This window comes from Clostridium sp. AM54-37XD, from assembly GCF_003478225.1.
Classification (GTDB): Bacteria; Bacillota; Clostridia; order Lachnospirales; family Lachnospiraceae; genus Coprococcus; species Coprococcus ammoniilyticus.
On sequence record NZ_QUEV01000005.1, the window covers coordinates 203,966 to 228,263 of the forward strand.

16 protein-coding genes are annotated in these 24,298 nt (G+C 43.0%); 3 read left to right on the plus strand and 13 right to left on the minus strand.

Going from position 1 to position 24,298, the window contains the following annotated elements; all coding sequences use genetic code 11:
• Positions 1-25: 25 nt before the first annotated feature.
• The 7 genes from DXA07_RS06635 to hprK form a co-directional block, all read right to left on the minus strand.
• The gene (locus tag DXA07_RS06635) at positions 26-2,746 is read right to left on the minus strand and encodes an SEL1-like repeat protein (RefSeq protein WP_021944839.1); all 2,721 of its coding nucleotides are present in this window, start codon (positions 2,744-2,746) and stop codon (positions 26-28) included.
• 97 nt (positions 2,747-2,843) lie between these two features.
• The gene (locus DXA07_RS06640; protein WP_021944838.1) at positions 2,844-3,101 is read right to left on the minus strand and encodes an HPr family phosphocarrier protein; all 258 of its coding nucleotides are present in this window, start codon (positions 3,099-3,101) and stop codon (positions 2,844-2,846) included.
• Positions 3,102-3,110: 9 nt separating this feature from the next.
• Positions 3,111-4,082, minus strand: coding sequence for a DNA-binding protein WhiA (whiA, locus tag DXA07_RS06645; protein WP_021944837.1), 972 nt, complete (start codon positions 4,080-4,082; stop codon positions 3,111-3,113).
• Between the two features lie 16 nt (positions 4,083-4,098).
• Positions 4,099-4,977 (minus strand): RNase adapter RapZ, encoded by an 879-nt coding sequence (gene rapZ, locus DXA07_RS06650; RefSeq protein WP_117808479.1) that lies wholly within the window; start codon positions 4,975-4,977, stop codon positions 4,099-4,101.
• Position 4,978: 1 nt separating this feature from the next.
• Positions 4,979-5,887: a UDP-N-acetylmuramate dehydrogenase gene (gene murB / locus DXA07_RS06655; protein ID WP_117808480.1), complete on the minus strand. Its 909-nt coding sequence runs from the start codon at positions 5,885-5,887 to the stop codon at positions 4,979-4,981.
• A 243-nt stretch (positions 5,888-6,130) separates the two neighbouring features.
• Positions 6,131-7,072: an ROK family glucokinase gene (locus DXA07_RS06660; RefSeq protein WP_021944834.1), complete on the minus strand. Its 942-nt coding sequence runs from the start codon at positions 7,070-7,072 to the stop codon at positions 6,131-6,133.
• Between the two features lie 4 nt (positions 7,073-7,076).
• Complete coding sequence (gene hprK, locus DXA07_RS06665; RefSeq protein WP_008401344.1) at positions 7,077-8,027, minus strand: HPr(Ser) kinase/phosphatase; 951 nt, start codon at positions 8,025-8,027, stop codon at positions 7,077-7,079.
• A gap of 188 nt (positions 8,028-8,215) precedes the next feature.
• Between hprK and uvrC the strand changes: the two genes are divergently transcribed.
• Positions 8,216-10,030, plus strand: coding sequence for an excinuclease ABC subunit UvrC (gene uvrC / locus DXA07_RS06670; protein WP_118483950.1), 1,815 nt, complete (start codon positions 8,216-8,218; stop codon positions 10,028-10,030).
• Positions 10,031-10,388: 358 nt separating this feature from the next.
• Complete coding sequence (gene yfbR / locus DXA07_RS06675; RefSeq protein WP_117808482.1) at positions 10,389-10,979, plus strand: 5'-deoxynucleotidase; 591 nt, start codon at positions 10,389-10,391, stop codon at positions 10,977-10,979.
• 411 nt (positions 10,980-11,390) lie between these two features.
• Here the strand turns inward: yfbR and ftsH are convergent, their stop codons facing one another.
• Together ftsH and DXA07_RS06685 are read right to left on the minus strand one after the other, a co-directional pair.
• Positions 11,391-13,256 carry an ATP-dependent zinc metalloprotease FtsH gene (ftsH, locus tag DXA07_RS06680; protein WP_118483952.1) on the minus strand — a complete coding sequence of 622 codons (1,866 nt, stop codon included), beginning with the start codon at positions 13,254-13,256 and terminating at the stop codon, positions 11,391-11,393.
• A 137-nt stretch (positions 13,257-13,393) separates the two neighbouring features.
• A complete protein-coding gene (locus DXA07_RS06685; RefSeq protein WP_118483954.1) occupies positions 13,394-14,533 on the minus strand; it encodes a hypothetical protein in 1,140 nt (379 codons plus the stop codon).
• 152 nt (positions 14,534-14,685) lie between these two features.
• Between DXA07_RS06685 and DXA07_RS06690 the strand changes: the two genes are divergently transcribed.
• Positions 14,686-15,414 (plus strand): hypothetical protein, encoded by a 729-nt coding sequence (locus DXA07_RS06690; protein ID WP_117808484.1) that lies wholly within the window; start codon positions 14,686-14,688, stop codon positions 15,412-15,414.
• A gap of 133 nt (positions 15,415-15,547) precedes the next feature.
• Here the strand turns inward: DXA07_RS06690 and DXA07_RS06695 are convergent, their stop codons facing one another.
• From DXA07_RS06695 to glyA, 4 genes are all read right to left on the minus strand, one after another.
• Positions 15,548-19,303 carry a fibronectin type III domain-containing protein gene (locus DXA07_RS06695; RefSeq protein WP_118483956.1) on the minus strand — a complete coding sequence of 1,252 codons (3,756 nt, stop codon included), beginning with the start codon at positions 19,301-19,303 and terminating at the stop codon, positions 15,548-15,550.
• The gene (locus tag DXA07_RS06700; RefSeq protein ID WP_118483958.1) at positions 19,300-21,012 is read right to left on the minus strand and encodes a hypothetical protein; all 1,713 of its coding nucleotides are present in this window, start codon (positions 21,010-21,012) and stop codon (positions 19,300-19,302) included. The genes DXA07_RS06695 and DXA07_RS06700 overlap by 4 nt, the downstream gene beginning before the upstream one ends.
• Before the next feature lie 245 nt (positions 21,013-21,257).
• A complete protein-coding gene (locus DXA07_RS06705) occupies positions 21,258-22,838 on the minus strand; it encodes an LCP family protein (protein ID WP_117808486.1) in 1,581 nt (526 codons plus the stop codon).
• A 9-nt stretch (positions 22,839-22,847) separates the two neighbouring features.
• Positions 22,848-24,083 carry a serine hydroxymethyltransferase gene (gene glyA, locus DXA07_RS06710; RefSeq protein WP_021944825.1) on the minus strand — a complete coding sequence of 412 codons (1,236 nt, stop codon included), beginning with the start codon at positions 24,081-24,083 and terminating at the stop codon, positions 22,848-22,850.
• Positions 24,084-24,298: the final 215 nt, after the last annotated feature.

A 24,298-nucleotide genomic window follows, 5' to 3' on the forward strand; every position in this document is an offset into this window, starting at 1 on the left:
TTAAAACATATTGTTCTAAATTCTATTAAGCATCTTTTCCTATCGAAAGGAATCCATTCTCATTTGCCTTAAGAAGGAATGCAAGACCAATGTTCTTTCTGTTTTCACCTGTTGCTTTGTAGATCTCACCAGTCTCAACCAGAGATTTTGCAATCGTGTTCAATACATCTTTGAACTGCATCATCTCCCGTCTGTCCTTCGAACTAAGCTTAAAGATATACTGATTCTTTGAGCTGATCAAAAGAATACTGTATGTATGGATGTTATCCTTCGAACTTCTGATCGCAGAACCGATCATTCTGGAGTTCGCAATAATAACCTCTGCATTCTCATCTGGCAGATATTCTGATACAATCAGTTTATAAATCTTCAGATAATCCTGCTCTGCTGTCGCATTGACAGGCATCTCAGCCACCGCAAATTCAACAACAGAATCGGCAAGCTTGATCGTACCGCCTTCATCATTGATCGTTGCTGAACATTCTTTTGGAACACACAAGCGGAAAAACTTGTTCTCCACAATCTTCTGTCCCTTACCCGGTTCACGGATAATCAGATCTACATAATGCATTTCCAGTTTGTTCATCGCTACGATAGCAGTCTCATCACCGGTCTCTGCCAGCTCGATCAGTGCATCATACAAACTCCAGATCTGCTGTGTTGTAAACGGAACCAGTTCAAACAGCTTTTCGATAGCCGGAACGTAACCCATACTTGCATTTTCGATATAGAGCTTGATAGCCTCTTCGTTATCGAGTCCCTTTTCAACCTTGTAATTAATAACTCTGAACAGATTTTCCTTATCCCAGTCATCAAAGTTCGCATTAAAGGCTTTCTCAAAATACTTGATACTCTTGATCTCGCCCTTATAGTTTTCCTGTTTCTCCTGAAGCTGATAGATACGTCCAAGTTCATATCCTGCTCTGGCACTTCCAAGTCCAAGTGCTTCCAGATATGCTTTCTCAATCTCGTACGGCGTTGCTATATAGAAAATCTGCTGTTGTTTCATCATTGCGATCTTAATTGCTGCAGATTCACTTCCTGCCTGAACCGCTCTTTCCCATTTCTCAACGGCCGTCTGGAGATCTTCACCCTTCAATTCCTCAAGATCCTTGATATAACCTTCTGCTTCCGGTATACCGTTCTCTCTTGCCTTCTTGAAATATTCCAGAGCCTTTCTTCCATCTCTCTTGGTACGGAGTAATCCATAATAATAAATACGTCCCAGATAGAATGCAACTCGCTTATGTCCCAGCCGTTCTGCATTCTCGTACCAGTTCAAAGCTTTCATGTAATCTTTCATCTGCTGATCGTATACATTACCAATCAGGAACGCAAGTTCCGGATCCTTCGTCGCTTCAAACAACTGCTTTGCATAACTAATCGTCTTTTCCAGATCACGGTATGGGCTGTCCTCATCATAGTATAGCTCTACAAGCAGATAACTCGCTTTGATGCTTCCAAACTTCAGTGCCTGCTTTGCAGCCTTCATGGCACCTTCATAATCTTCCAGATAGTAACAGTAGATTGCTTCATTGTAATACTGCATATCTCTCCGGTTTGCACTTTCTTCACTGACCAGTGTCGGATCAATAAATGCAAATGAGTTTGCTACCTCGAAGATAATCTCCTCGTACTGTTCAATGATCTCCATCGTTGCACATACGAAACGCATACATGCCAGTCGTCTTCCCTGATAGAACGCAAATGAAACAATACCCTTTTCCATATCCTTATGGTAGTATGTCGTGCAGATACCATCTGCATACTCTGTAATATATGCTTTCAACTGTAAATCTTCGTCAAATGCATCATTACAATATCTCAGATAGTTTTCCAACGTCTTCTTAGAATCCTTTGGTATACTGTCATAATAAACATAGATTGCAAAGTCTTTATATGTAAGGCTTGGTGCGTAATATTCTTCACCGGTTGACTCATTAATCGTCTTTACCCAGTCTTTTGGAAGTTTGTGGATATATCCTTCCACCTGATTGTGTACATAGGAATACTGATACTGTAACCTGGATGCCTCGATCACCTTATATCGTGGCTCTTTTCCCTTTTCTTTTCTTCTCTGGGAAATCTCCGTATACAGCTTATCTTTTTCCTCAAATTCCAGACTGTCTTCATGTGTGCTTGCATATAACACGCGCTCATAAGATGCCCTTGCCTTTGCGTCACCGGCATCAGCAAGCTTCTTATACCACTGCATTGCCTTTTCCAGATCAACAGGAACGACGAAATCACTCTTATTTCCATATTCATCAATCCGGTTCAGACCACTTTCATAAATAGAACCAAGGCTCATGTATGCTGCCTTGATACCATAATCCGTTGCTGCCATCTCGAAGTACTTGATTGCCTTTGAAAAATTCTGGATTTCCAGCATCATCTTAGCAAGCTTGTATATCACATCACCATCACGGTTCTGATTCACATACTTCTCGTAGTATTTTGTAGACTTGTTCATATCTACATTTATTTTTGCGTTGCGGTAAACACCCTTTTCATAAAACTCAGCAAGTGCGAGAAGGGCATCATCTCCATATGATTTGTACTGGGTATCCATAATACCGATATCTGCAACCTGTTCCAGTATCTTAACAGATTCTTCAGAATCACCATTATCCATAAGATTCATAGCCTTGTTATACTGTAACTCTACATTATTAACCGGCGCTTTCTTTTTCGAGAATCTGGACACGAAAGGTATTTTCTTAAAAATCCCATCAAAAAATCCCATATCTGCTTCCTCCGATGACACATATCCATTAATAATCTGATTTTATCACATTCAACCAAAGCGTGCAATAAAAACACCAATTAATTAACAGAAGATTTTATGCATTCGCTGTCAGATATTCTGAGATCTCCTTTACTGCTGCTGCTTCATCTTTTCCATCTGCAATGACCGTAATCTCCTGTCCTTCTGTAAATCCCATACTCATCATGCCCATAATGCTCTTGGCATTGATTTTTTTGTCATCTGATACAAGATGAATCTGGCTCTCATACTGACTTGCGATCTGTACAAGCACTGCCACTGGTCTTTCTTCGGTTCCTTCGGTCATGGCTACCTTAACTGTTCTTTCTAACATTTTTTCCTCCTACACATACGACTTTTGTCTTAGGTCTTCTGCTATTTCACTTATTTTTCTTAATCTATGATTGACTCCCGATTTTCCAATGGGAGGATTCATCATCTCGCCTAATTCTTTCAACGACGCATCCGGTTCTTCCAGCCGGAGTTCTGCAAGACTCCGCAGATTATCCGGAAGATATGTGATACCTCTTGTTTCTATCACATAATTGATATCCTGGATCTGTCGGACAGCCGCACTGACTGTTTTATTCAGATTCGCTGCTTCGCAATTTACCCTGCGGTTTACATTATTACTTATATCTTTTAATATTCTCACATTTTCCATATTCATTAAAGAAATGTGAGCGCCCATGATGTTCAACATATCAACGATCATGGTTCCATCCTTTATATAACAGACACTATACTTTTTTCTGGCAATGACACGGCTTTCGATATCAAGCTCCGCCATGATCTTCCCGATCATTCCGGCACGATCCTCATTATTACAGACGATCTCCAGATGATATCCTTTCTTCGGATCACTGACCGATCCGGATGTCATAAATACACCTTTGATAAATGCCCGTTTGCAGCATTGCTGCTGCACAACCATCCGGTTGACTGTCATATCCTGACAGCTTACCTTTGCTACGCCATTCTGAGATATCCCAAAATCAGGCGAGAGCTTCAGTGTCTGCATCATCCGTTCGATCTCCTGTTGCTGATCTAACACCATCCGGTAGATTCGGCTGTTGCTCCCGGTTCTTTTTACGGAACATTCCATACGGATATCAAATAATACCTTGATCAAAGCTGCCATCGTCTTTGCTATAATACTGCGTTCTGTCGTTATACAGAGTTTAAAGAGTGAACCATTCCTATACCATACATCTGCCACCATCGACATCATTCCTGAAAGCTCTGCGATCCTGCAGTGTCTGGCACTGCTGATATTCTTCGCAAGTTCTGCTTTTACTTCCGAGGAAAAGGACATATGTCTCACTCCTGTTCTACAATTTCTTTACGACTGCATCTTTTCCGATATCACGGTGATATATTCTCACAGTGTATGTGGATTTCTGCAGACGACTATATACTTCATTCGCGATCGTTACAGAACGGTGTTTGCCACCGGTACAGCCGATCGAGATAACAAGCTGGTTCTTGCCTTCTTTAATATAATTCGGAATCAGGAACTGTACCAGATCTATAAATTTATCCAGAAATTCCGGTCCTTCCTTACAGTTCATGACATAATCCTGAATCACCTTATCATTTCCGGTCAGTGGTCTCAATTCTTCATCATAATAAGGATTTGGCAGGAATCTTACATCCTGCACAATATCCGAATCTCTTGGGATTCCATATTTGAAGCCAAATGACATAATGGTAATGATAAAATTCCCATATTCCATATTCTGCACAAAGATCTTATCCAGTTCAGATTTAAACTCCCGAACCAACAAATTCGTTGTATCTATGATATAATCGGCTTCATCCTTGATAAAGCCAATCAGTTCTCTTTCTTTTTTGATACCATCTATGATCCTTCCGTTCTTTGCAGATAATGGATGATTCCTTCTTGTTTCCTTGAACCGTTTTACCAGTTTCTCATCTGAACATTCCATAAACAGGATCTCATACTGGTATCCATTTTCTTTCATGTCATTTAAGCAGGCATTCAACTGGCTTAACGCTCTTCCACTCCGGATATCGACACTGATCGCCACGTTATCAACTTGAATCTGTTCATCATATGCAATTTCCGCAAAACGCTTAATAAGCTGGATTGGAAGATTATCCACACAGAAGTATCCTGCATCCTCCAGCGTTTTCATCGCTGTTGTCTTTCCTGCGCCGCTCATTCCTGTCACAATTACAAATCTCATCCTAGAATGCCCCCAGTGTCTTTATCTCAAGCTCCAGATCCACACCGGAACTGTCTTTTACTTTTTTCTTTACATCGTCTACCAACTGCATAACATCAGCCGCCGTTGCGCCGCCTTTGTTCACCACAAAACCACAATGCTTCTCTGATACCTGAGCTCCTCCTACAGTATAACCGCGAAGTCCCGCATCCATGATCAGTTTTCCTGCAAAATATCCCTCCGGTCGTTTAAAAGTCGATCCTGCCGACGGATATTCCAGTGGCTGCTTTGAGATTCTCGCTTCTGCCAGCCGTTTCATCTCTTCATCTATCTTATCCATATCTCCGGTCTGAAGTTCAATTACAGCTTCCAGCACAACCAGGCCATCCTGTTCTGCCTTACTGTGGCGGTAGCCGAATTCCATATCTGCACCCGCGATCTCATAGATCTGTCCATCCTGATCCAGCACCTTTACAGATGTGATAATATGCTTCATCTCTCCGCCATATGCTCCTGCATTCATATAAACAGCACCACCAACGCTACCCGGTATACCAGATGCAAATTCCATTCCGGTCAGTCCGTGCTGTTTTGCTGTTACCGCAGTTTTAATCAGGGATGCACCTGCCTGCGCAGTGATCCTTGTTCCTTCCACCGTGATCCTAGACATTCCATCTGCTATATGAATGATCATTCCATGATAGCCATCATCTGATACCAGTAAGTTGCTTCCATTTCCCATAATAAAAAACGGAACTTTTTCCTTTTTACAGAGGTCTGCAAGCTCTGCGATCTGCTCCGGTTTCTCCGGTTCAGCAATAAAATCTGCTTTTCCACCGATCCGGAAGGTTGTATATCGGTTCAAAGGTTCTTTTGTTTTTATTCTGTTTTCTCCTGTGATCGCTGCTGCGCTCTCATAAAACGATGTCATATAATTTTAAACTCCTGACCTGTTTTTATTCCGGATTCTCAAGAATCTTATAAACCTGATAGACAAAACAAAGCCTTTAACATAAGGTTTTGCATGCTGTTCCAGTTGATTTCTCAAAATCTCAAACACTACCACACAATATCATACATTAAAGGCTTTTAGAATTCAATATTAAAAATGTATAGAATTTTCAGGGCGTTTCAACCCGATTTATGTAATTTACACATAGTTTACTTAATACTTTTACTGATTCAGTATACTGCACGCACCACCATACATACCCGCATCGTTACCAAGTGTAGCAAGTGCAAACTTGGTCTGTCTGCATGCATGAAATGCATATTGTGCAAAATATTTTGCAGTTGTATCGATCAGGATATCTCCTGCTCTGGATACGCCACCACCGATTACGAAGATTTCAGGATCTACTACACATGCGATCTGGGCAAGTGCTTTTCCAAGAACCTTTCCATGATTTTCTACCAGTGTTGCTGCAAGCTCATCACCTTCTTTTGCTGCATCAAAGATCTCTTTTGCTGAAATGTACTGGATCTGACGAAGCTTGGATGGCTTGTCTGTTGTATTTAAAATGATCTTTGCCATACGAACGATACCGGTTGCTGATGTATACTGTTCCAGACAGCCCTTGTTACCACATCCGCATACTTCTGTCTCGTCGTCATTTACGCAAATATGTCCGATCTCACCGCCTGCACCGTTGGTTCCCGCGAGCATCTTTCCATTTAAAATAATACCGCCGCCGACACCGGTTCCAAGTGTTACCATTACGATATCCTTATGGCCTTTTCCGCCGCCCTGCCACATCTCACCGAGCGCTGCCATGTTTGCATCATTTCCGGCTTTTACAGGAAGGTCTAATAATTTGCTGAGTTCTTCTTCTACATTGAAGATTCCCCATCCAAGGTTTACACATTTGATAACCGTGCCGTCTGCCTTTACAGGACCCGGAACACCCATTCCAACACCTGCTACATCAGACTTCTCGATCCTTTTCTCTGCCAGTTTATCTTCAACAGATGCTGCGATATCGCTTAAGATATATTTTCCGCCTTCATCTGTTCTTGTTGTGATCTCCCATTTCTCAACCATCTCACCCTGTGTTGTAAACAGACCGATTTTTACGGTTGTTCCTCCAATATCTACTCCAAATACATAGTTTGCCATTTTTCTACTGCTCCTCCTTATTTGCATTGCCCTTCATAATATTCTGCGTCACTCTGTTATATAATTCCTGTGCCGCATTATATCCCATCTTCTTCTGTCTATGGTTAACCGCTGCAGATTCAACAATGATCGCGATATTTCTGCCCGGACGGATCGGAATATTATGACTTACGACTTTATTTCCAAGGAATTCCGTATACTGGTCTTCCAGTCCCAGACGGTCATACTCCGTATCCTTGCTCCACTCTTCCAGATTGATGACCAGATCGATGTTCTGATCCAGCTTTACACATTCTACACCAAACAGTGATTTTACGTCAATGATTCCAATACCACGCAGCTCGATAAAATGTCTGGTAATATCCGGTGCTCGTCCAACCAGCGTCGCATCACTGACCTTCTTGATCTCAACCACATCATCTGCAACCAGACGGTGGCCTCTCTTGATCAGCTCCAGAGCAGCCTCCGATTTACCGATACCACTCTCACCCATGATCAGAACACCTTCGCCGTATACATCGACCAGTACAGCATGTACGGATATTCTTGGTGCCAGTTCTACATGGAGCCAACGATCTACCTCATGAACAAATGCAGATGTAACAGCACTTGATGTGAGGACAGGCACTCCGTGTTTCTTTCCTGCTTCTATAATAAATTCATATGGTTCCAGATCTCTGCAGAATATCAGACACGGCGGCTTATATGAGAAAAATTCATTTATGATCTTGATATTTTCTTCCTCTGTATGCATCGCCGCAATATAGGCATGTTCTACATTTCCGCATATCTGGATACGTCCTGCATCAAAATGTTCAAAGAATCCTCCAAACTGTACCGCCGGGCGGTTCATACCCGGATCCTGGATCAGCACCTTATCGGTATCGATCTCCGGTGTATAATTCTTCAGATTCATTTTCTCTATGAGTTTGGATACTGTTATACTATAAACCATCTTCTCCTCCTGTTTTCCCTAGTTTCAGTTCTTGTTTCATTATATTCTACAACCTATTTATCGTCAATTCATCAATTTATTTTTTCAGGAAAAAAGCCACCTGTTTTCTGAATCTTATGTTATACTGATTTTTATGTGTGAATCTGCTGTTTTTAGAATACGCAGCGGAAAGGATATGAATTCAAAGTATGTTTAATTTTGAAGAAGAATTAAAAAAACTGCCTCATACACCGGGTGTCTATCTGATGCATAACAAGACCGATGAAATCATCTATGTCGGCAAAGCCATTGATCTGTATAACCGGGTACACCAGTATTTTCAGTCAGGATATAAACGCTCACCTAAAATCGAAAAAATGGTCGGCCACATCGCGTGGTTTGAATATATCATCTGCGAATCTGAAATTGAAGCACTGGTGCTGGAATGTAATCTGATCAAAGAACACCGTCCGCACTACAATACAATGCTTACGGATGACAAAAGCTATCCATACATCAAGATCACAGTCAACGAGGATTTCCCTCGTATTCTGTTCTCGCATCAGATGCACCGGGATCACGCCAGATATTTTGGTCCTTATACGAATGCAGGTGCTGTCAAGGATACCATTGATCTGTTAAAAAAACTATATCATCTGCGAAGCTGCAACAAAAAGCTGCCACAGGAAACAGGGCTGGATCGTCCATGTCTGTATTACCACATCGGACAGTGCAAGGCTCCCTGTCAGGGTTACATCTCAAAAGAGGACTACAGCAGACAGGTGGGACAGGCAATCCATTTTCTGACCGGGCATCACCAGCAGACGGTAAAAGAACTGGAAGAAAAGATGAAACAGTTGGCAGCCGATATGGAATTTGAACAGGCGGCAGAGGTTCGTGATCTGATCGAAAGCATCAAGCACATCGCATCAAAGCAGCGTGTTGACAACACAACAACCGATGACCGTGACGTGATCGCGATGGCTACCAACAACATGAACGAAGGCGTTATCTCGGTCTTTTTCATCCGAAACGGCAAGATGATCGGCAGAGAACATTTTCATATGACCGGTGTGCAGTCGGAATCTTATGGAGATATTATGGCTGCATTTTTAAAACAGTATTACGCTTCTACTCCATTTCTCCCTAAGGAGATCATTCTGGAGCATGAAGTAAATGAGCAGGAGCTGATCGAACAATACTTAAGCGAACGACGGGGAAATCTGGTACACATCCTCACACCTCAAAAAGGTGACAAAGCTAAGCTGTTAAAGCTTGCGCGTGACAATGCTTTTCTTGTTCTGACACAGGATACTGAAAAGCTGAAACGGGAGCAGGCTCGAACAGAAGGTGCTGCAAAGGAACTGGCAGAACTGATCGGTGTCCCATCTGCCAAACGGCTGGAAGCCTTCGATATCTCGCACATCAGCGGCTACCATTCGGTTGCTTCGATGGTGGTCTTTGAAAATGGAAAAGCCAGACCCAATGAATACCGCAAATTCAAATTAAGAACGATCGACGGACCGGATGACTACGCCAGTATGCGCGAGGTTCTGACAAGACGATTTACCGATGAACGTTTTAAGGTCTATCCTGACATCCTTATGATGGATGGTGGTAAGGGACAGGTCAACATTGCCCTGGAGGTTCTTGACGAACTGCATCTGAATATTCCGGTCTGCGGTATGGTAAAGGATGACTACCACCGGACCAGAGGACTGTATTATAACAATAAAGAAGTGGAATTTCCAAAGAATACACAGGCATTTGACATGGTTACCCGTTTGCAGGACGAAGCCCACCGTTTTGCCATCGAATATCACAGAAGCCTCAGGAGCAAATCTCAGGTACATTCTATCCTTGAGGATATACCGGGCATCGGTCCTGCCAGACGAAAGGATCTGATGGGGTACTTCAAGGATATTTCAAGGATCCGAGAGGCATCCATCGAAGAACTGATGCAGGCGCCATCCATGAACCGGAATGCCGCCGAAGCGGTGTACGGATTTTTCCACAAGGAGTGAGCTAACCTGTGAATATATCTGCAAAAGATGGAAATGGCATAATATATTTGGACACTTTTGACCTTACCAACCAGGGGACGTTCCCACTCGTTTCCACTCTGTGTAACTTCGAACTAACCTCGGCTAAGCCTCGCTAAGGTCTCAGTTACTCCTGCAGCGGTACTAAGATGCTGCTAATGCACCATCACACCACAGGGGTGCGCTTTCGTTCTAAGCTCGTGCAAGCACTCACTAAGTACGAAATGTGAGTACCGGCGGACTCAAATGCCCCTGTTTTGGTAAGTCAAACTGTCCAAATATAATTTACTTTCTTATTTTTTTGCAGATATATTCACAATTATTTAATAAGGAGATAAAGATGGAATATAATTTTTTTGCTATGATTTCGAGAATGAAATACATCGACCGCTGGGCGTTGATGCGGAATACCAGAGAAGAAAATCTGTGTGAGCACAGTCTGGAAGTCAGCATTATCGCTCATGCACTTGCCGTGATCGGCAATACCTATTATGAAAAGGATCTGAATGCGGAGCGGGCTGCTCTGATCGGACTATACCATGACGCTTCAGAGATCATAACCGGTGATATGCCGACACCGGTCAAGTATTATAACGATGCTATCAAGGAATCCTTTAAAATGATCGAGAAAACAGCCTGCTACAAGCTGTTAAACAAACTGCCGGATGAAATGAAACCACAGTATGAACCACTCTTCTTCCGCCAGTCCGGAGATGAATATATCTGGAAGCTTGTAAAAGCGGCAGATAAACTATCTGCTCTTATCAAATGTATGGAAGAAACCTCTGTCGGCAATCCGGAATTCTCCAGCGCCTACGAATCCACAAAGATCGCTGTCGACAAGCTGGCTGCCGACCTTCCGGAGGTTGAACGCTTTCTGTCTGACTTCCTCCCGGCCTACGGCAAAAACCTCGACCAGCTTCAATTTTAATTTTAGTAATGCCGTTTTTGGCGTGGCATGTAATACAACTATTATTCCGCAAGACGCTTGCGCTCTATTTCTCGACGTAACGGTACATAAAGTTGCAAAATACGCAACTTAAGTACCGACGCTCGGAAAGGCTTGCCTCATAACAGTGTATTACATGCCACGCCAAAAACGGCATTTTTAAAACTACCACAAAATATTGCAACTATGCGGTGGTATATGTTTTTATGGGATATCAAAAATACCGCACATGGATGGTTATATTACACACTGTTATGTAGCAAGCCTTTTTCCACGCCGGTTCTTAGTGAACCGCCACAGGCGGAGAACTTAGCACCGCTGCGTGGAAATAGAGCGCAAGCGTCTTGCGGAATAATAGTTGTATGATATAACCGTCCATGTGCGGTATTGCACCTATCTCTGTGGTTCCACCTGAGCAAGAATTGACATGAATTCTTTGCCGGTGATCGTTTCATGTTCTATAAGGAAGCTGGCGATAGAATCCAGGGCTGCCATATGGGCAGACAAAAGTTTCTTTGCTTTATTATAGGAATCTCGCAGCATATCACGGATCTCCTTATCGATCTTGGTTGCAGTCTCATCGGAACACTGAAGGGCAAGATTTCTGTCCAGATACTGTCCTTCTATTGATTCAAGCTGCACCATGCCGAATTTATCTGACATACCATACATGGTTATCATAGCCCTGGCAGTCTTGGTCGCCTTCTCGATATCATTTGATGCTCCTGTCGTTACAGAGTCAAATTTCAATTCTTCTGCTGCACGTCCGCCGAGCAGGGTTATAAGCTCTGCTTCCAGTTCTTTCTTGGATTCCAGATATTTTTCTTCTTCCGGAACCTGCCATACGTAGCCCAGAGAACCCATGGTTCTTGGAACGATCGTAATCCTCTGGATTGGCTCCGTGTGTTTCTGAATTGCAGCGAGTAATGCATGTCCGACTTCATGATAAGCAACGATCTGTTTTTCTTCTTTGCTGAGCAGACGATCCTTTTTCTCTTTGCCGGTAAATACAACCTCTACCGCACCGATCAGATCCTGTTGGGAAACCAGACTTCTGCCATCTCTGACGGCTGCCAGCGCTCCCTCATTTATGATATTTGCAAGATCCGCACCAACCGCACCTGAAGTTGCAAGTGCCAGTTCATGAAGATCAACCGTTTCATCCATCTTGACATTCTTGGAATGAACCTTCAGTGTATCGATTCTTCCCTTCAGATCCGGCTTCTCTACGATAACTCTGCGGTCAAATCGTCCCGGACGAAGAAGTGCCTTATCAAGCACCTCAGGACGATTCGTTGCTGCAAGGATCACAATACCCTTTGATGTATCAAAGCCATCCATCTCTGCAAGAAGCTGATTCAGGGTCTGCTCCCGTTCGGAATCTCCGCCATGCCTGGAATCTCTGCTTCTTCCAATTGCATCGATCTCATCAATAAATATAATACATGGTGCCATCTGTGTCGCCTGTTTGAACAGATCTCTGACACGGGAAGCACCCACTCCGACATACATCTCTACAAAGCTGGACCCGGACATAGAAAAGAATGGTACATTTGCTTCACCTGCCACTGCTTTTGCAAGCAGGGTCTTACCGGTTCCCGGAGGACCGACAAGCAGTGCCCCCTTTGGCAGCTTCGCTCCGATATCCAGATATTTCTTTGGATTGTGCAGGAAATCGACCATCTCTGTCAGAGATTCCTTAGCCTCTTCCTCTCCGGCAACATCCGCAAAGGTAACACCTGTTTTCTTCTCAACGTAAATCTTCGCATTTGCTCTACCTACACCGCCGCTTCGCTTCATGATCATCGACAACAACAGATAGAATGCAACGATCATTACAATGTAAGAAATGATCGTGCCAACCATGGCACTTCCGCTCTCATCAATGCCTTCATATTCTGTTCCATATTTCGTCTTTGCCTGACGAAGCTTCTCTGCCAGACTGTCATCCGATATTCTGGTTGCAGTATATTTTGTCTTACTGATCACCTTATCATCGGCATTATTTTCAAATACGATCTTGCTTCCATAGATCTTTACGGAACCAACCTCGCCCTTATCTAACATCTCGATAAACTGACCATATGTGACTTCCTCTTCCCTGCCGGATGACACCCGGTCAAATACGCGCCAGAATAAAAATGTCAGTAAAATGGAAATAACCAGGATCACCATGATCGAGCGATTGTTTCTTCCCTTATTTCCATTATTATTGTTATTATTGTTGTTATTACTGTTATCAGGTAAATTGTTGTCCAATCAGAACCTCCTTTTTATACAGCCTGCCTGCTGTATTCTTCTTTTGTATATATTTCCGGCAATTCCGCATCCATTATAACCACGTTTTTCCCGGCTTTCAAGATGGTACTGCTTTTGTTCATGAAGATTTAACCTTTCTATTCACCCAGATAGTCCATCGCAATACCAAGAGAGGTTTCTCCTCTGCTGATCGTCAGGCTCCATTTTCCGATCTGAAGGTCTGTATAATTTGCACTGGGATCATCCGCAGAATACTCCTTTTCCTGATAGGCGCAAATCATCTCTGTTGTCCGTTCCAGACTGTCGCCCTGAAGCGTTTCATCCTCAAGTGCCATTACCAGATCTTCATAGATCTGATCCAGACAGAAACCATCATCGACATCCGGCGGATACTGCCATATTCGGACAGAGTGGATCGCCTGTGTATTCAGATCACTGTTTATGCTCACATCAATGCCATATTCGTCATCTGAAATATACTTTTCTTTATTATAGTATGTAAATGTATCTCCGTTTTGATACGAGTATTCATACAAACTCAGATTCCCGGCAGTCCCTGTACTTGTATCTTCAAATAAAATGTCATCTTCCTCTGCATTCTGTAAAAAAGCAGCCTCCAGCTCATCACTGGTGACGCCCTCATAATGAGCCACACCATCACAGGCTTCTCCCCGGTCATACACTTCATCGGCTGATAAGCCAACCAGACTGTCTGTGCCATAATCCGTGGTTTCTCCCGGCTGATAGATATAGCGGTAGCTGTATCCGTTCTCATCTACATAGTTTTTCTCATCCTGTTCATCCAGCATCTCATGTAATTCATCCAGAGATTCCTGCATCTTCTGCTTATCCCGGTACTGCTGCCATGCATCCCACAAGCTGCTCATCCGGAAGCATACTCCAATCGCAGCCAGAAAAAGCAGGCCAGAGATCACACTCTCTGCTTTCTTCGATTTCTTTTTCTTTGTCGTATAGGTCGTATCCAGATTCGGCATAGGGTTTGCCGATGTCGGAGTCCGATTCGCCCATTTCGGAAGCTCGGTTTCAAACTCATCATGGCAATCCGTTACTTCATCCTCAACTTCAGGTTTATCCGCACTGTAGTCCGATACATCCCCACTATATTGATACTCTCTCTGATAATCTTCAGGCTCTCGTCTTTCGTTCAGATAAAAGCTGTGGCTGGTTTCTATCGGTGTTACAAACCGTTTACAGGTTTTACAAAAATTAATACTGTTTACTTTTCCATCACATATCGGACAGATCTTTGTTCCCATAAGTACCTCCTCTTTCTTTTCGATACTTTATTTCTAACGCTAACTTTATATTCTTTTTCGGCATCCGTCAATATTCTTTTCTCCGGCTTGACATCCCCATGGAAACTCACTATTATTTTTTTAACTTATGATCTACAGGAGGTTTATGTCACATGCCCGGTTTTCTGATGCATCTGATCGAGGGTGAAATGATAATCAATAAAATAAATACAGGTGTAACTTCCGCAGCCGATTCCCGTCTGTTGGCAATAAAGGCCGACCCGGAACAGTTTCTCCTCGGCTGTATCCTGCCGGATATCACGGATAATAAAGAAAGAACGCATTTCCGTCCGGCATGGCAGAAGAATCTGATCACTAAATATCCGGATCTTGATTATATCCGTGCTCTCTACCCGGATGATGCGATATTGTCACCGGCTGACTATGGCATCCTGGCACATCTGCATCTGGATACCCACTATGTGACTGATTTCTGGCCGGACTATTTTACTATAGAAAATACCGCAGGGAATACCTGTTTTGATACAAGACAACCTTTGTATGTTCACATTTCCTCACAACCGGAAAAAAAGATTCCTCTGGCAGAATTTTTCTCTGACCGGTACTTTTATGGAGAATATGATAGGATCAATCCACGTCTGCTAAAGGACTTTCATCCATATATACCGGAACAAATCACTTATCAGCCGGAGCTTGTACATATTACAGAATGCCGGCCGGAGGATCCGTCACAGATCACAAAAGCTCTGCAGACGTACATTATTCAGAATCCGTCACCTGCCCCGGAAGCTTCCGTCACCCGTGCTGAGATTTTTCCATATGATGCAGTCATTGAATTTCTGGAACATATGGCAGATACATTTTTTACAGAATTCATTTAACCTGTCTTCCATATCAGCAGCCAAAATAATATTTATAATTTCACCCATAACAAACAGCCATCGATGCATCGGAAACGGATCCGTATATGGATCCGGCTTCCTTTTCATCAATGGCTGTTTTTTTATTTTCGGCTTATTTGATCTTCGCTTTTACTTTAACGGAATAAGCACCATATGTTTTTTTCTTATTCAGAGTCTTGTATGCTCTGACCTTGAAATAATATGTCTTTCCTTTTTTCAGGCTCTTCTTTGTCAGATTCAGCTTCTTTGTATCGCCGATCTTCTTATACTTGCCTTTCTTTGAGGTTGCCATATATACCTGATATCCACTGGCACCGGCTACCTTCTTCCAGCTTATCTTACATGCCTTTGATTTCGCTGTCGTCTTTACTGATTTTACCTTTGACGGCTTCGTTACAAAGGCCTTACTCTTCTCTTTGCCCTTTATCTTAGAGTTTCCTGACTTCTTATAAGCATATACACTATAAGTGTATTTGGTTCCTGCTTTCAGCTTCTTCGCATTGTAAGAAGATGCATTCTTACCCACCGTTTTTATAAGTTTCTTCTTGCCGGAGCCCTGCTTCTGGTAGATCATATATCCATCTGCATCAGATACCTTCTTCCATGTGATCTTTGCAGAAGTTGTCTTGATCTTGCTTACTGTAATCTTTTTCGTTACACCAGGCTTCTTCACATTTGGTGTGGTCTTTGCCTTAATTGCAAATGTCTTTGACGCACTTCCTGTATAATTGCCTTTTCCGGTTATCACAACCTTCGCTGTACCAACATTTGTATTGTTGGAATATGCTGCCGTGTAATCTGTATTCAGCTTCAGCACCTTACCCTTTAATGTAACAGTAACTGCAGGTGTTAACGCTTTTCCGGTGTAAGTCTGATCTGCCACCGTTATAACTGCCGCAGACAGATCTGTCTTTGTAACCGGTGTCGTCTGTTTTACAATTGCAAAATACTGTGTCAATGTACCGGTGTAATTTCCATTTCCTATAATCTGTATCACAGCCTTAGTTGTCGGCTCTATATTAGACTGATACGATACCGTATAGTCTGCAGATGCACCGGCGCTCAGCACTGCATTTCTTGCTGTATCCTTGACAATAACGGAAGGTGTGACAGCCTTTCCTGTATAGGATACGCTCTTTGTATAGGACACTGTACATTTCTCTATCTGTTTTGGAAGGATCGTAAAGGTTCCATATCCTGTATTTTTAAAGGAATCCGAAAGACCATTTACCGTGATCCTTGCAGTTCCGGCATTGATATTTTCAGAATAGAGCACACTGTATTCGGATGGATCGATCACTCTACCGGATACCTTTACTGTAACAGCCGGCTTCTGTTCCCTGCCGTTATAAGTCTGGTTCTCGGCCGTTATCTCTGCCTCCTTGAGATTGATCTCCTGTTTCTGGATTGAGAAATACCGGTCTATTGTTCCTGTATAATTTTCTTTTCCTGTGATCCGGATCCGTGCAGATGTTGTCACTTCTGTATTGTTCTGATAGCTGACATCATAATCCACATTTTTCTTCAGCTCAACTGCTCCATCCATTACCTTTACTTCCGGACAAACCTGCTTTCCTGTATATGCCATCAGATTTGCGTAAGTCACAGAAGTGTCTTTCAGAGGCTTCGCCTGGATCGTAAATTTTTCAGTTATCGTTCCCTTATAATTGCCTTTGCCTGTAACTGTGATCGTTGCAGTTCCGACATTGATATTGTTGGAATATGTCACATCATAGTTTGCAGCCGCCAGTGATCTTCCACTTATCAGAACAGTGCATCCCGGTTTCAGTTCTCCTCCTGTATAGGTATATGGAGAACCTGTAACCATGATAAAACCGCCATTATTTATATCAAAAGGCTGAATGGTAAAGGTCTTTTCAACTGTTCCATCATAATTGCCAAGACCTGTAATCTTTGCTTTTGCAGTTCCGGCATTGATGTTATTTGTAAATGCAGCTGCATAATCCTTGCCCTTTGTAAGCGTTTTGCCGTTAAAGGTTACTGTAATATCCGGACTTAACGCTGATCCTGTATAAGTCACTGTACCCACATTCATTACCAGTGAATCATTCAGCGATTTCCGCGTGATCGCAAAAGTTCCGGTTGTGGTTCCCTTATAATTACTGCCGGTTCCGGTCACAGTAACGGTTGCCGTTCCGACATTGGTATTGCCGGAATATGAAACACTGAATTCTGACAGATTTGTGATCCGCTTTCCACCTGTGGTTGTAAGGCTTACAACTGCCGGTGTAAATGCCGCACCTGTATATTCATATGACCGCTGTACAAGTGCTACTTCTGCACCTGTAATATCTGCTGCCACGATCTTAAATGTCAGGGTTCTTGTACCTGTATATGCTCCGATGCCCTGGATCGTAATGGTTGCAGTGGAACCGACCGTCTTATTGTTGGTTACTGTTACAGTATAACTCTCACCTTCTACCAGAGTAACTCCATCCCGTGTGATCCTGAGCTTCGGAATAATGGCTTCTCCTCCCTGATACTCCTGATCTCCGATCGATGCTATGCTGATTGAACTGTCATTGATGTTTGTTACAATCTTTGTGATCTTAAATGTACAGGCCTGTGTACCGCTGAAATTTCCATTTCCTGTGATCCGGATCGATGCACTGTCTGTTTCATTTATATTATTGCTATAGGAAACAGTGTAATCCGTTCCTGCCTTCAGTTCATAGGAACCATAGGTCAGTTTTACAGAAGGCTTTACCTCGGATCCGGTATATACCATCTCTTTGCTGTATTCTGCCTTACAGCTTGAAATAGCTCTGGCTGCGATCGTGAAGGTCGTCTTTGAACTTCCGCTATAGTTACCTTTTCCTGTTGCTGTAATCGTTCCTGTACCGGCATTGATATTATTTTTATAGGATAATTCATAATCTGCATTGGCAGCTAAAGTCGTAGTTCCAATCTTTACGGTTGCTGTCGGCTTCTGTTCACTTCCTGTAAATGTACATGCTGTAATATTACTGAAAACCGCTCCGTTGATCGATTTCTTTGTAACAGTAAATGTTCCCACTGCATATCCTGTAAAGTTTGCATTTTTTCCTTTTATAGTTACCGTTGCCGTTCCGCAGTTTGTATTATTCGAATAATTCACAGTGAAATTCGTCATACTGGTGTAGGTCTTTCCGGATACAGTTGTAAAGGATGTAACACCCGGAGTCTGTGGCATGCCTGTATATTCATAACTGTCTGCTTCCAAAACAACCTTTGCATTTGTCAGATCAAGTGCAACAACATTAAAGGTTACTGTTCTTGTTCCTGTATAATCATTGATTCCCGTAATAGTTACTATTGCTGTAGATCCTGCAGTATAGTTATTGGTATAAGTAACCGTATAATCTGTATTCAGAGTAAGGATCGTACCACCATTTCTGACTGTAACAGCAGGTCGGAGTCCCTGTCCTGCATTGTATTCCTGGTCTGCGATCGCATCGACTGTAATCGTTGAAGCATTGACGTCCGTACGATCTCTGGTGATCTTATATGTCAGTACTTTTCTTCCTGTAAAATTACCTTTTCCTGTCACTGTAGCAGTCGCTGCCCTTGTCTCATTTATATTATTGGAATAAGCAACGGTATAATCCGTACCCTCTATTAAGAGCTTCTGACCATATGTGATACGGATATTCGGAGTTACGGCACTTCCTGTCCATTTTACGCTCTCATCATAACTGAGCGAGCAATCTGCCAGCGCTCTTGCACTGATCTTGAAATTTACAGATTTCGTTCCACTGTATCCGTTCTTTCCGGTGATCGTAACCGTACCTGTACCACAGTTGACATTTGTGCCATATGAAACGGTGTAATCGCTGTCCTTCGTCAGTGTTTTGCCATCATAGGTCACTGTACCTCCGGTTTGATCTGTGCTCCGGTATAGGTCTGATCTGCAATTGTACTGCACACTGCCCCTGACAGATCCGGCAGGGAAGAAGTGATCGTAAAGTACACGGTTTTGGAACCTGTATAGTTTCCCTTGAACGTAACAATTACCTTTGCCAGATTGCCGGCTGCTACATTATCTTTATAAGATACCGTATAATCCGTTCCTTCGGTCAGTGTATATCCATCTGAAGTGACCGACGTTACTGTCGGTCTGATCTCTGCACCGGTCTGATCAAAGGATGTCTGGTTCAGTGTTACCCTTGCTGTATTCGTCACATCCAAAGGATTGACGGTCAATGTACCGGTAACGGTTCCTGTATAATTGCCTTTTCCTGTCGCACTGATTGAAACCGTACCGGCTGTCTTTGCTACATAGCTTGCAACTGTATAATCGGTTTTATTCGTCAATGTTGTTCCCAGTTTGCTGTCATAAACACTGATCTTTGGTGAAAATACTTCTGCTCCATATTTATATGTTGCAGGCTCTGCCGTCAAAGTCGCCTTTGAAATATCTCTTGGATTGATCTTAAAAGTGAGGGACTTTGTATTTGTATATTTGCCGCATCCACTGATCAGAACCGTTCCATTTCCTGCATTTGTATTTGCAGAATAGGATACCGTATAATCCGTTCCATGCTTTAATGTCGTGCTTCCATCCTTTACCGCGACAGCCGGTGTCTGTGCCTGTCCATTATATGTACATGATGCTACATTCACGGTCGTCTGTGATATATCCTTTAAGGCTGCACTTCCACTGCTGATCGTATAGTTCAGGGATGTGCTTCCGGTGTAACAATCCTTACCTGTGATCGTCACGGTTGCGGTTCCCGGATTTATATTGTTGCTGTAAGAAAGTGTATAATCCACGCCTTCTTCCAGATACTGATAATCATTATTCTCATCCAGCCAGGAGTTCACATCAGCGATCGTAACCGACGGCTTCTTTTCCTTTCCATCATAGCTGTAATTGGAGTTGCTCAATGTGATGATCTGATCCTGGATATTGGCAGCCTTCAGATACCAGGTATAGGTTTTGGAACCACTGAAATTATTCATTCCCTTAATCACTGTTGTTCCCTTAGAACCAATCTCCAGATAATTCTCTGAAAGAGTAACATTCTCATAATAATCTTTCTCCGCTACCAGAACCTTTCCATTCCAGGTAACCGATTCGACTGTCGGAGAATTTGCCAGATTCTTTACATACGGAACATAATACTTGCCGGATACAAGCGTCATATCGGATGCAAATTTGACCTTTGCTTTATTGATCGGTGTGACACGAATTTTGAATTTTGCCGTATTGCTTCCTGTATAACCCTTTTCCGGTTTACCGGTTATCGTTGCCACGGCAAGCTCGGTTGCAGTTGACACGTTCACGTTATTTGTGTATACCACATCATAACAGTCCGACGGTACTTCCTCCCCATCTACCTTTACCGTAACCGGTGCTTCGATCGCCTCTCCGGTATAATAATTACCAAGACCGGTTTCCGTCGTTGCTACAACAGTAACCTTATGTGCTCCATCCTTTCCGGACAGATCGATCAGATCCGCTGCCTTCACCCAACCTGCAAATGGAATTCCTGCCCCGCCATACGGCATGATCATCGTGATGACCATGACAACGGTAAGGAACCATGCTGCCACTCTTTTTCCATGTTCTCTCATGCTTCTAAAATGCCCTCCTTGCTGTTATGCCCGCTGTATTATACACTTTATACAAGATGCCTCTACATTTGTACTGCCCCTCTGTGCATATTTTTCATTTCATCCTGTCTCCTATGATATTACATAAAAAAATACCCCAAATGCAGTTCCGCGCGAACAAAATTTAAGTGAATTTTACCATTTTTTGCATGCCGCTTCAATCCGCATTTGGGATATTTTTTATTTTTATTTTATAATATGTCACACTAACTGGTTGGAATATAGAAGATATCCAGCATCTCTTCTACCAGACTTCCCGTATCCACCTGATACTCATCAAAATGAGCAGGGCGTTCATACGTTCCCGGAAGCTCCTGTATATCCTTCTCTGCAACTGCTATATCCATTCCACGCATTCTGCTGAACAGATACAGGCAGGCATCTCTGTCCAGATTCGTCTGTAGATATGGACTTGCTGCCTCGTATACCTTCTTTATGATTCCCTTATCATCGGAATAGCACTGTTCAAACCGCTCCAGCCAGCCTGCCAGATACTGACTCTGACGTTCCATCCGCCTGCCATGTTCACCGACTGCATCCGTTACCGTATCCATCTTTTCCAGATACCGGTATGCGTCATTGCCCTGTAAGGTGACTACATCCTTCTCAAAGACATTCTCACTGATCGTATCTCTGGCTGTCAATGTTACCCCGCTCAGGACGTCATTGATATCTGCCATTGCATCCATGTCAAAGGCCACATAACCGTTAATCGGAAGATTATACATCAGTCCGGATACCGCATGTGTAAAATTCTCACAACTGACGATCTCTCCATCCCCATAACCATACGCCAGTCCGATCTGCATCCGGTCTGTAAGTGCTGTTTTTCCTTCTATGGTTTTAATATCCACATCTGTCATACTGTCACGATTTATATTAATAACGTGAAGCTTATCATTTCGAAGATCAAATACCACCAGGAAGCACAGATCGATCCTTCCGCCATACCGGACATATTCAGAGCCATTTGCATCCGAATAGGTCAGGGCATCATCTCTGTCTCTGAGATCTGCTTCCGTCGTAGCTTCTGTATCCTCTGAGGTTTTCTTTGACTTCTTTGACTTTTTGGGCTTTGTTTCCTCCGTTGCCGCCTCTGTTGTCTTCGGTTCTTCGTTCTTTTCCGATTCCTTCGGCACATACTCGGAATTGTCAACGCCAAATACCAGAATCGATACGGTATCTGTATTATAAACGTAATTCTTCCCTTTATATGTGATAGCCGTTGAAGAAGATCCGTCTGTATGAAAACTCACCTTTTCTCCCTGCGCATTTTCTGCCAGCCGGTTCTTTCCATTCATATACATTCTGGCAAATATACCGGCAGGGATCCCGGTCACAACCAGTACCACAACAAGCAGGATCACACAGACCTTTTTCCTGAGGCTCCATGGATCTTTCAGCTTTTTGGGTGCATGTACCGGTCTGGATTCCAGCTCCGGATCCAGCTTCTTCTTTTCCCGTTTCGCTTTCTCTGCCTTCTTCTGGAAAAATTCTTTTCTTATATCCTCTGTCTGGATACCTTCGGCAGCGATCTCTTCCTGTGTTTCCTGCACGATTTCTTTTATAAGCTGATCGACTGCTTCCTCACCAGTCTGCGGAACCGGAGCAGCAACCGGTTCTTCCGTCCGGCTGACCGGACGGCTGTTTTCGGTTTCCTGTTTTACTTCTGTCTTTTTTCCTTCAGGTTCTTTTTCCTCTGACTCTTTTTCTTCTGACTGTCCATCCTGCAATGCTTCTGCAAGCCGTATCGCTTCTAACAGCTTCTCGTCAAATAAATCTTCCATATAACAACCTTATGCATACAGTGGATACTTCTCTACAATACTCTTAACAAGTGCTTCTGCTTTTGCCTTGTCATCATCAATCACTGCTGCCTTGATCGCCTCAGCAATTGTCTCCATATCAGCTTCATTTGCACCTCTGGTTGTAACCGCCGGTGTTCCGATACGGATACCGCTTGTTACAAACGGAGATTTTGGATCATTTGGTACTGTGTTCTTATTTACAGTGATATGAACCTCATCTAAAAGCTTCTCTACTTCCTTACCGGTACGGTCCAGATTCTGAAGATCCACCAGCATAAGGTGGTTATCTGTACCACCTGATACGATATTGAAGCCTCTTGCCATTAATGCGGATGCAAGTGCTGCTGCATTCTTTACAACCTGTGCCTGATACTCCTTATATTCCGGCTGTAATGCTTCCTTTAAACATACTGCCTTACCTGCGATGACATGCATCAGAGGTCCGCCCTGGATACCAGGGAATACTGCCTTATTGAAGTTGAATTTCTCATTGATCTCGTTGCTGCACATGATCATACCACCTCTAGGTCCACGAAGTGTCTTATGAGTAGTGGTTGTTGTAACATGTGCATATGGAATCGGGCTCATATGAAGGCCTGCTGCTACAAGACCTGCGATATGTGCCATATCTACCATCAGATATGCACCAACCTCATCTGCAATCTCACGGAATCTCTTGAAATCGATTGCTCTTGCATATGCAGACGCACCCGCTACGATCAACTTTGGCTTGCATTCCTTTGCGATCTCAAGAACCTTGTCATAATCTATAAAGCCATCATCATTTACACCATAAGGTACACAGTGAAAATATTTACCGGACATATTTACAGGTGATCCATGTGTCAGATGTCCGCCATGATCCAGATTCATTCCCATAAACGTATCGCCAGGATTTAAAATAGCAAAAAATACTGCCATATTGGCCTGTGCTCCGGAATGTGGCTGAACATTTACATATTCACATCCAAATAATTCTTTTGCACGCTCTCTGGCAAGATCTTCCACTACGTCTACATACTGGCATCCGCCATAATATCTCTTTCCAGGATAACCTTCTGCATATTTGTTAGTCAGATGGCTTCCCATGGCTGCCATAACTGCCTTTGATACGATATTCTCTGATGCGATCAGCTCCAGATTGTTATTCTGTCTGTTCAATTCATCCGTCATTGCTGCCGCAACTTCAGGATCTACTTTTGTAATTTCATCAAATCCAAACATTTTCTTACCTCCTGGTATGTAATAATATATAACGCATTAATAGAAACAGTATACCATGTCCTCCCTTTCCATACAAGCCAACAAGTAATAGAAATAGGATAGAAATTGTAGGTTTGTCAAACATATGTTACACAGATGCCAGATAATCCTTTAGTACCTGATTTGGAGATTTCCATCCTAATGGACGCATAGGAAAGTTGTTATAATCCCTGCGA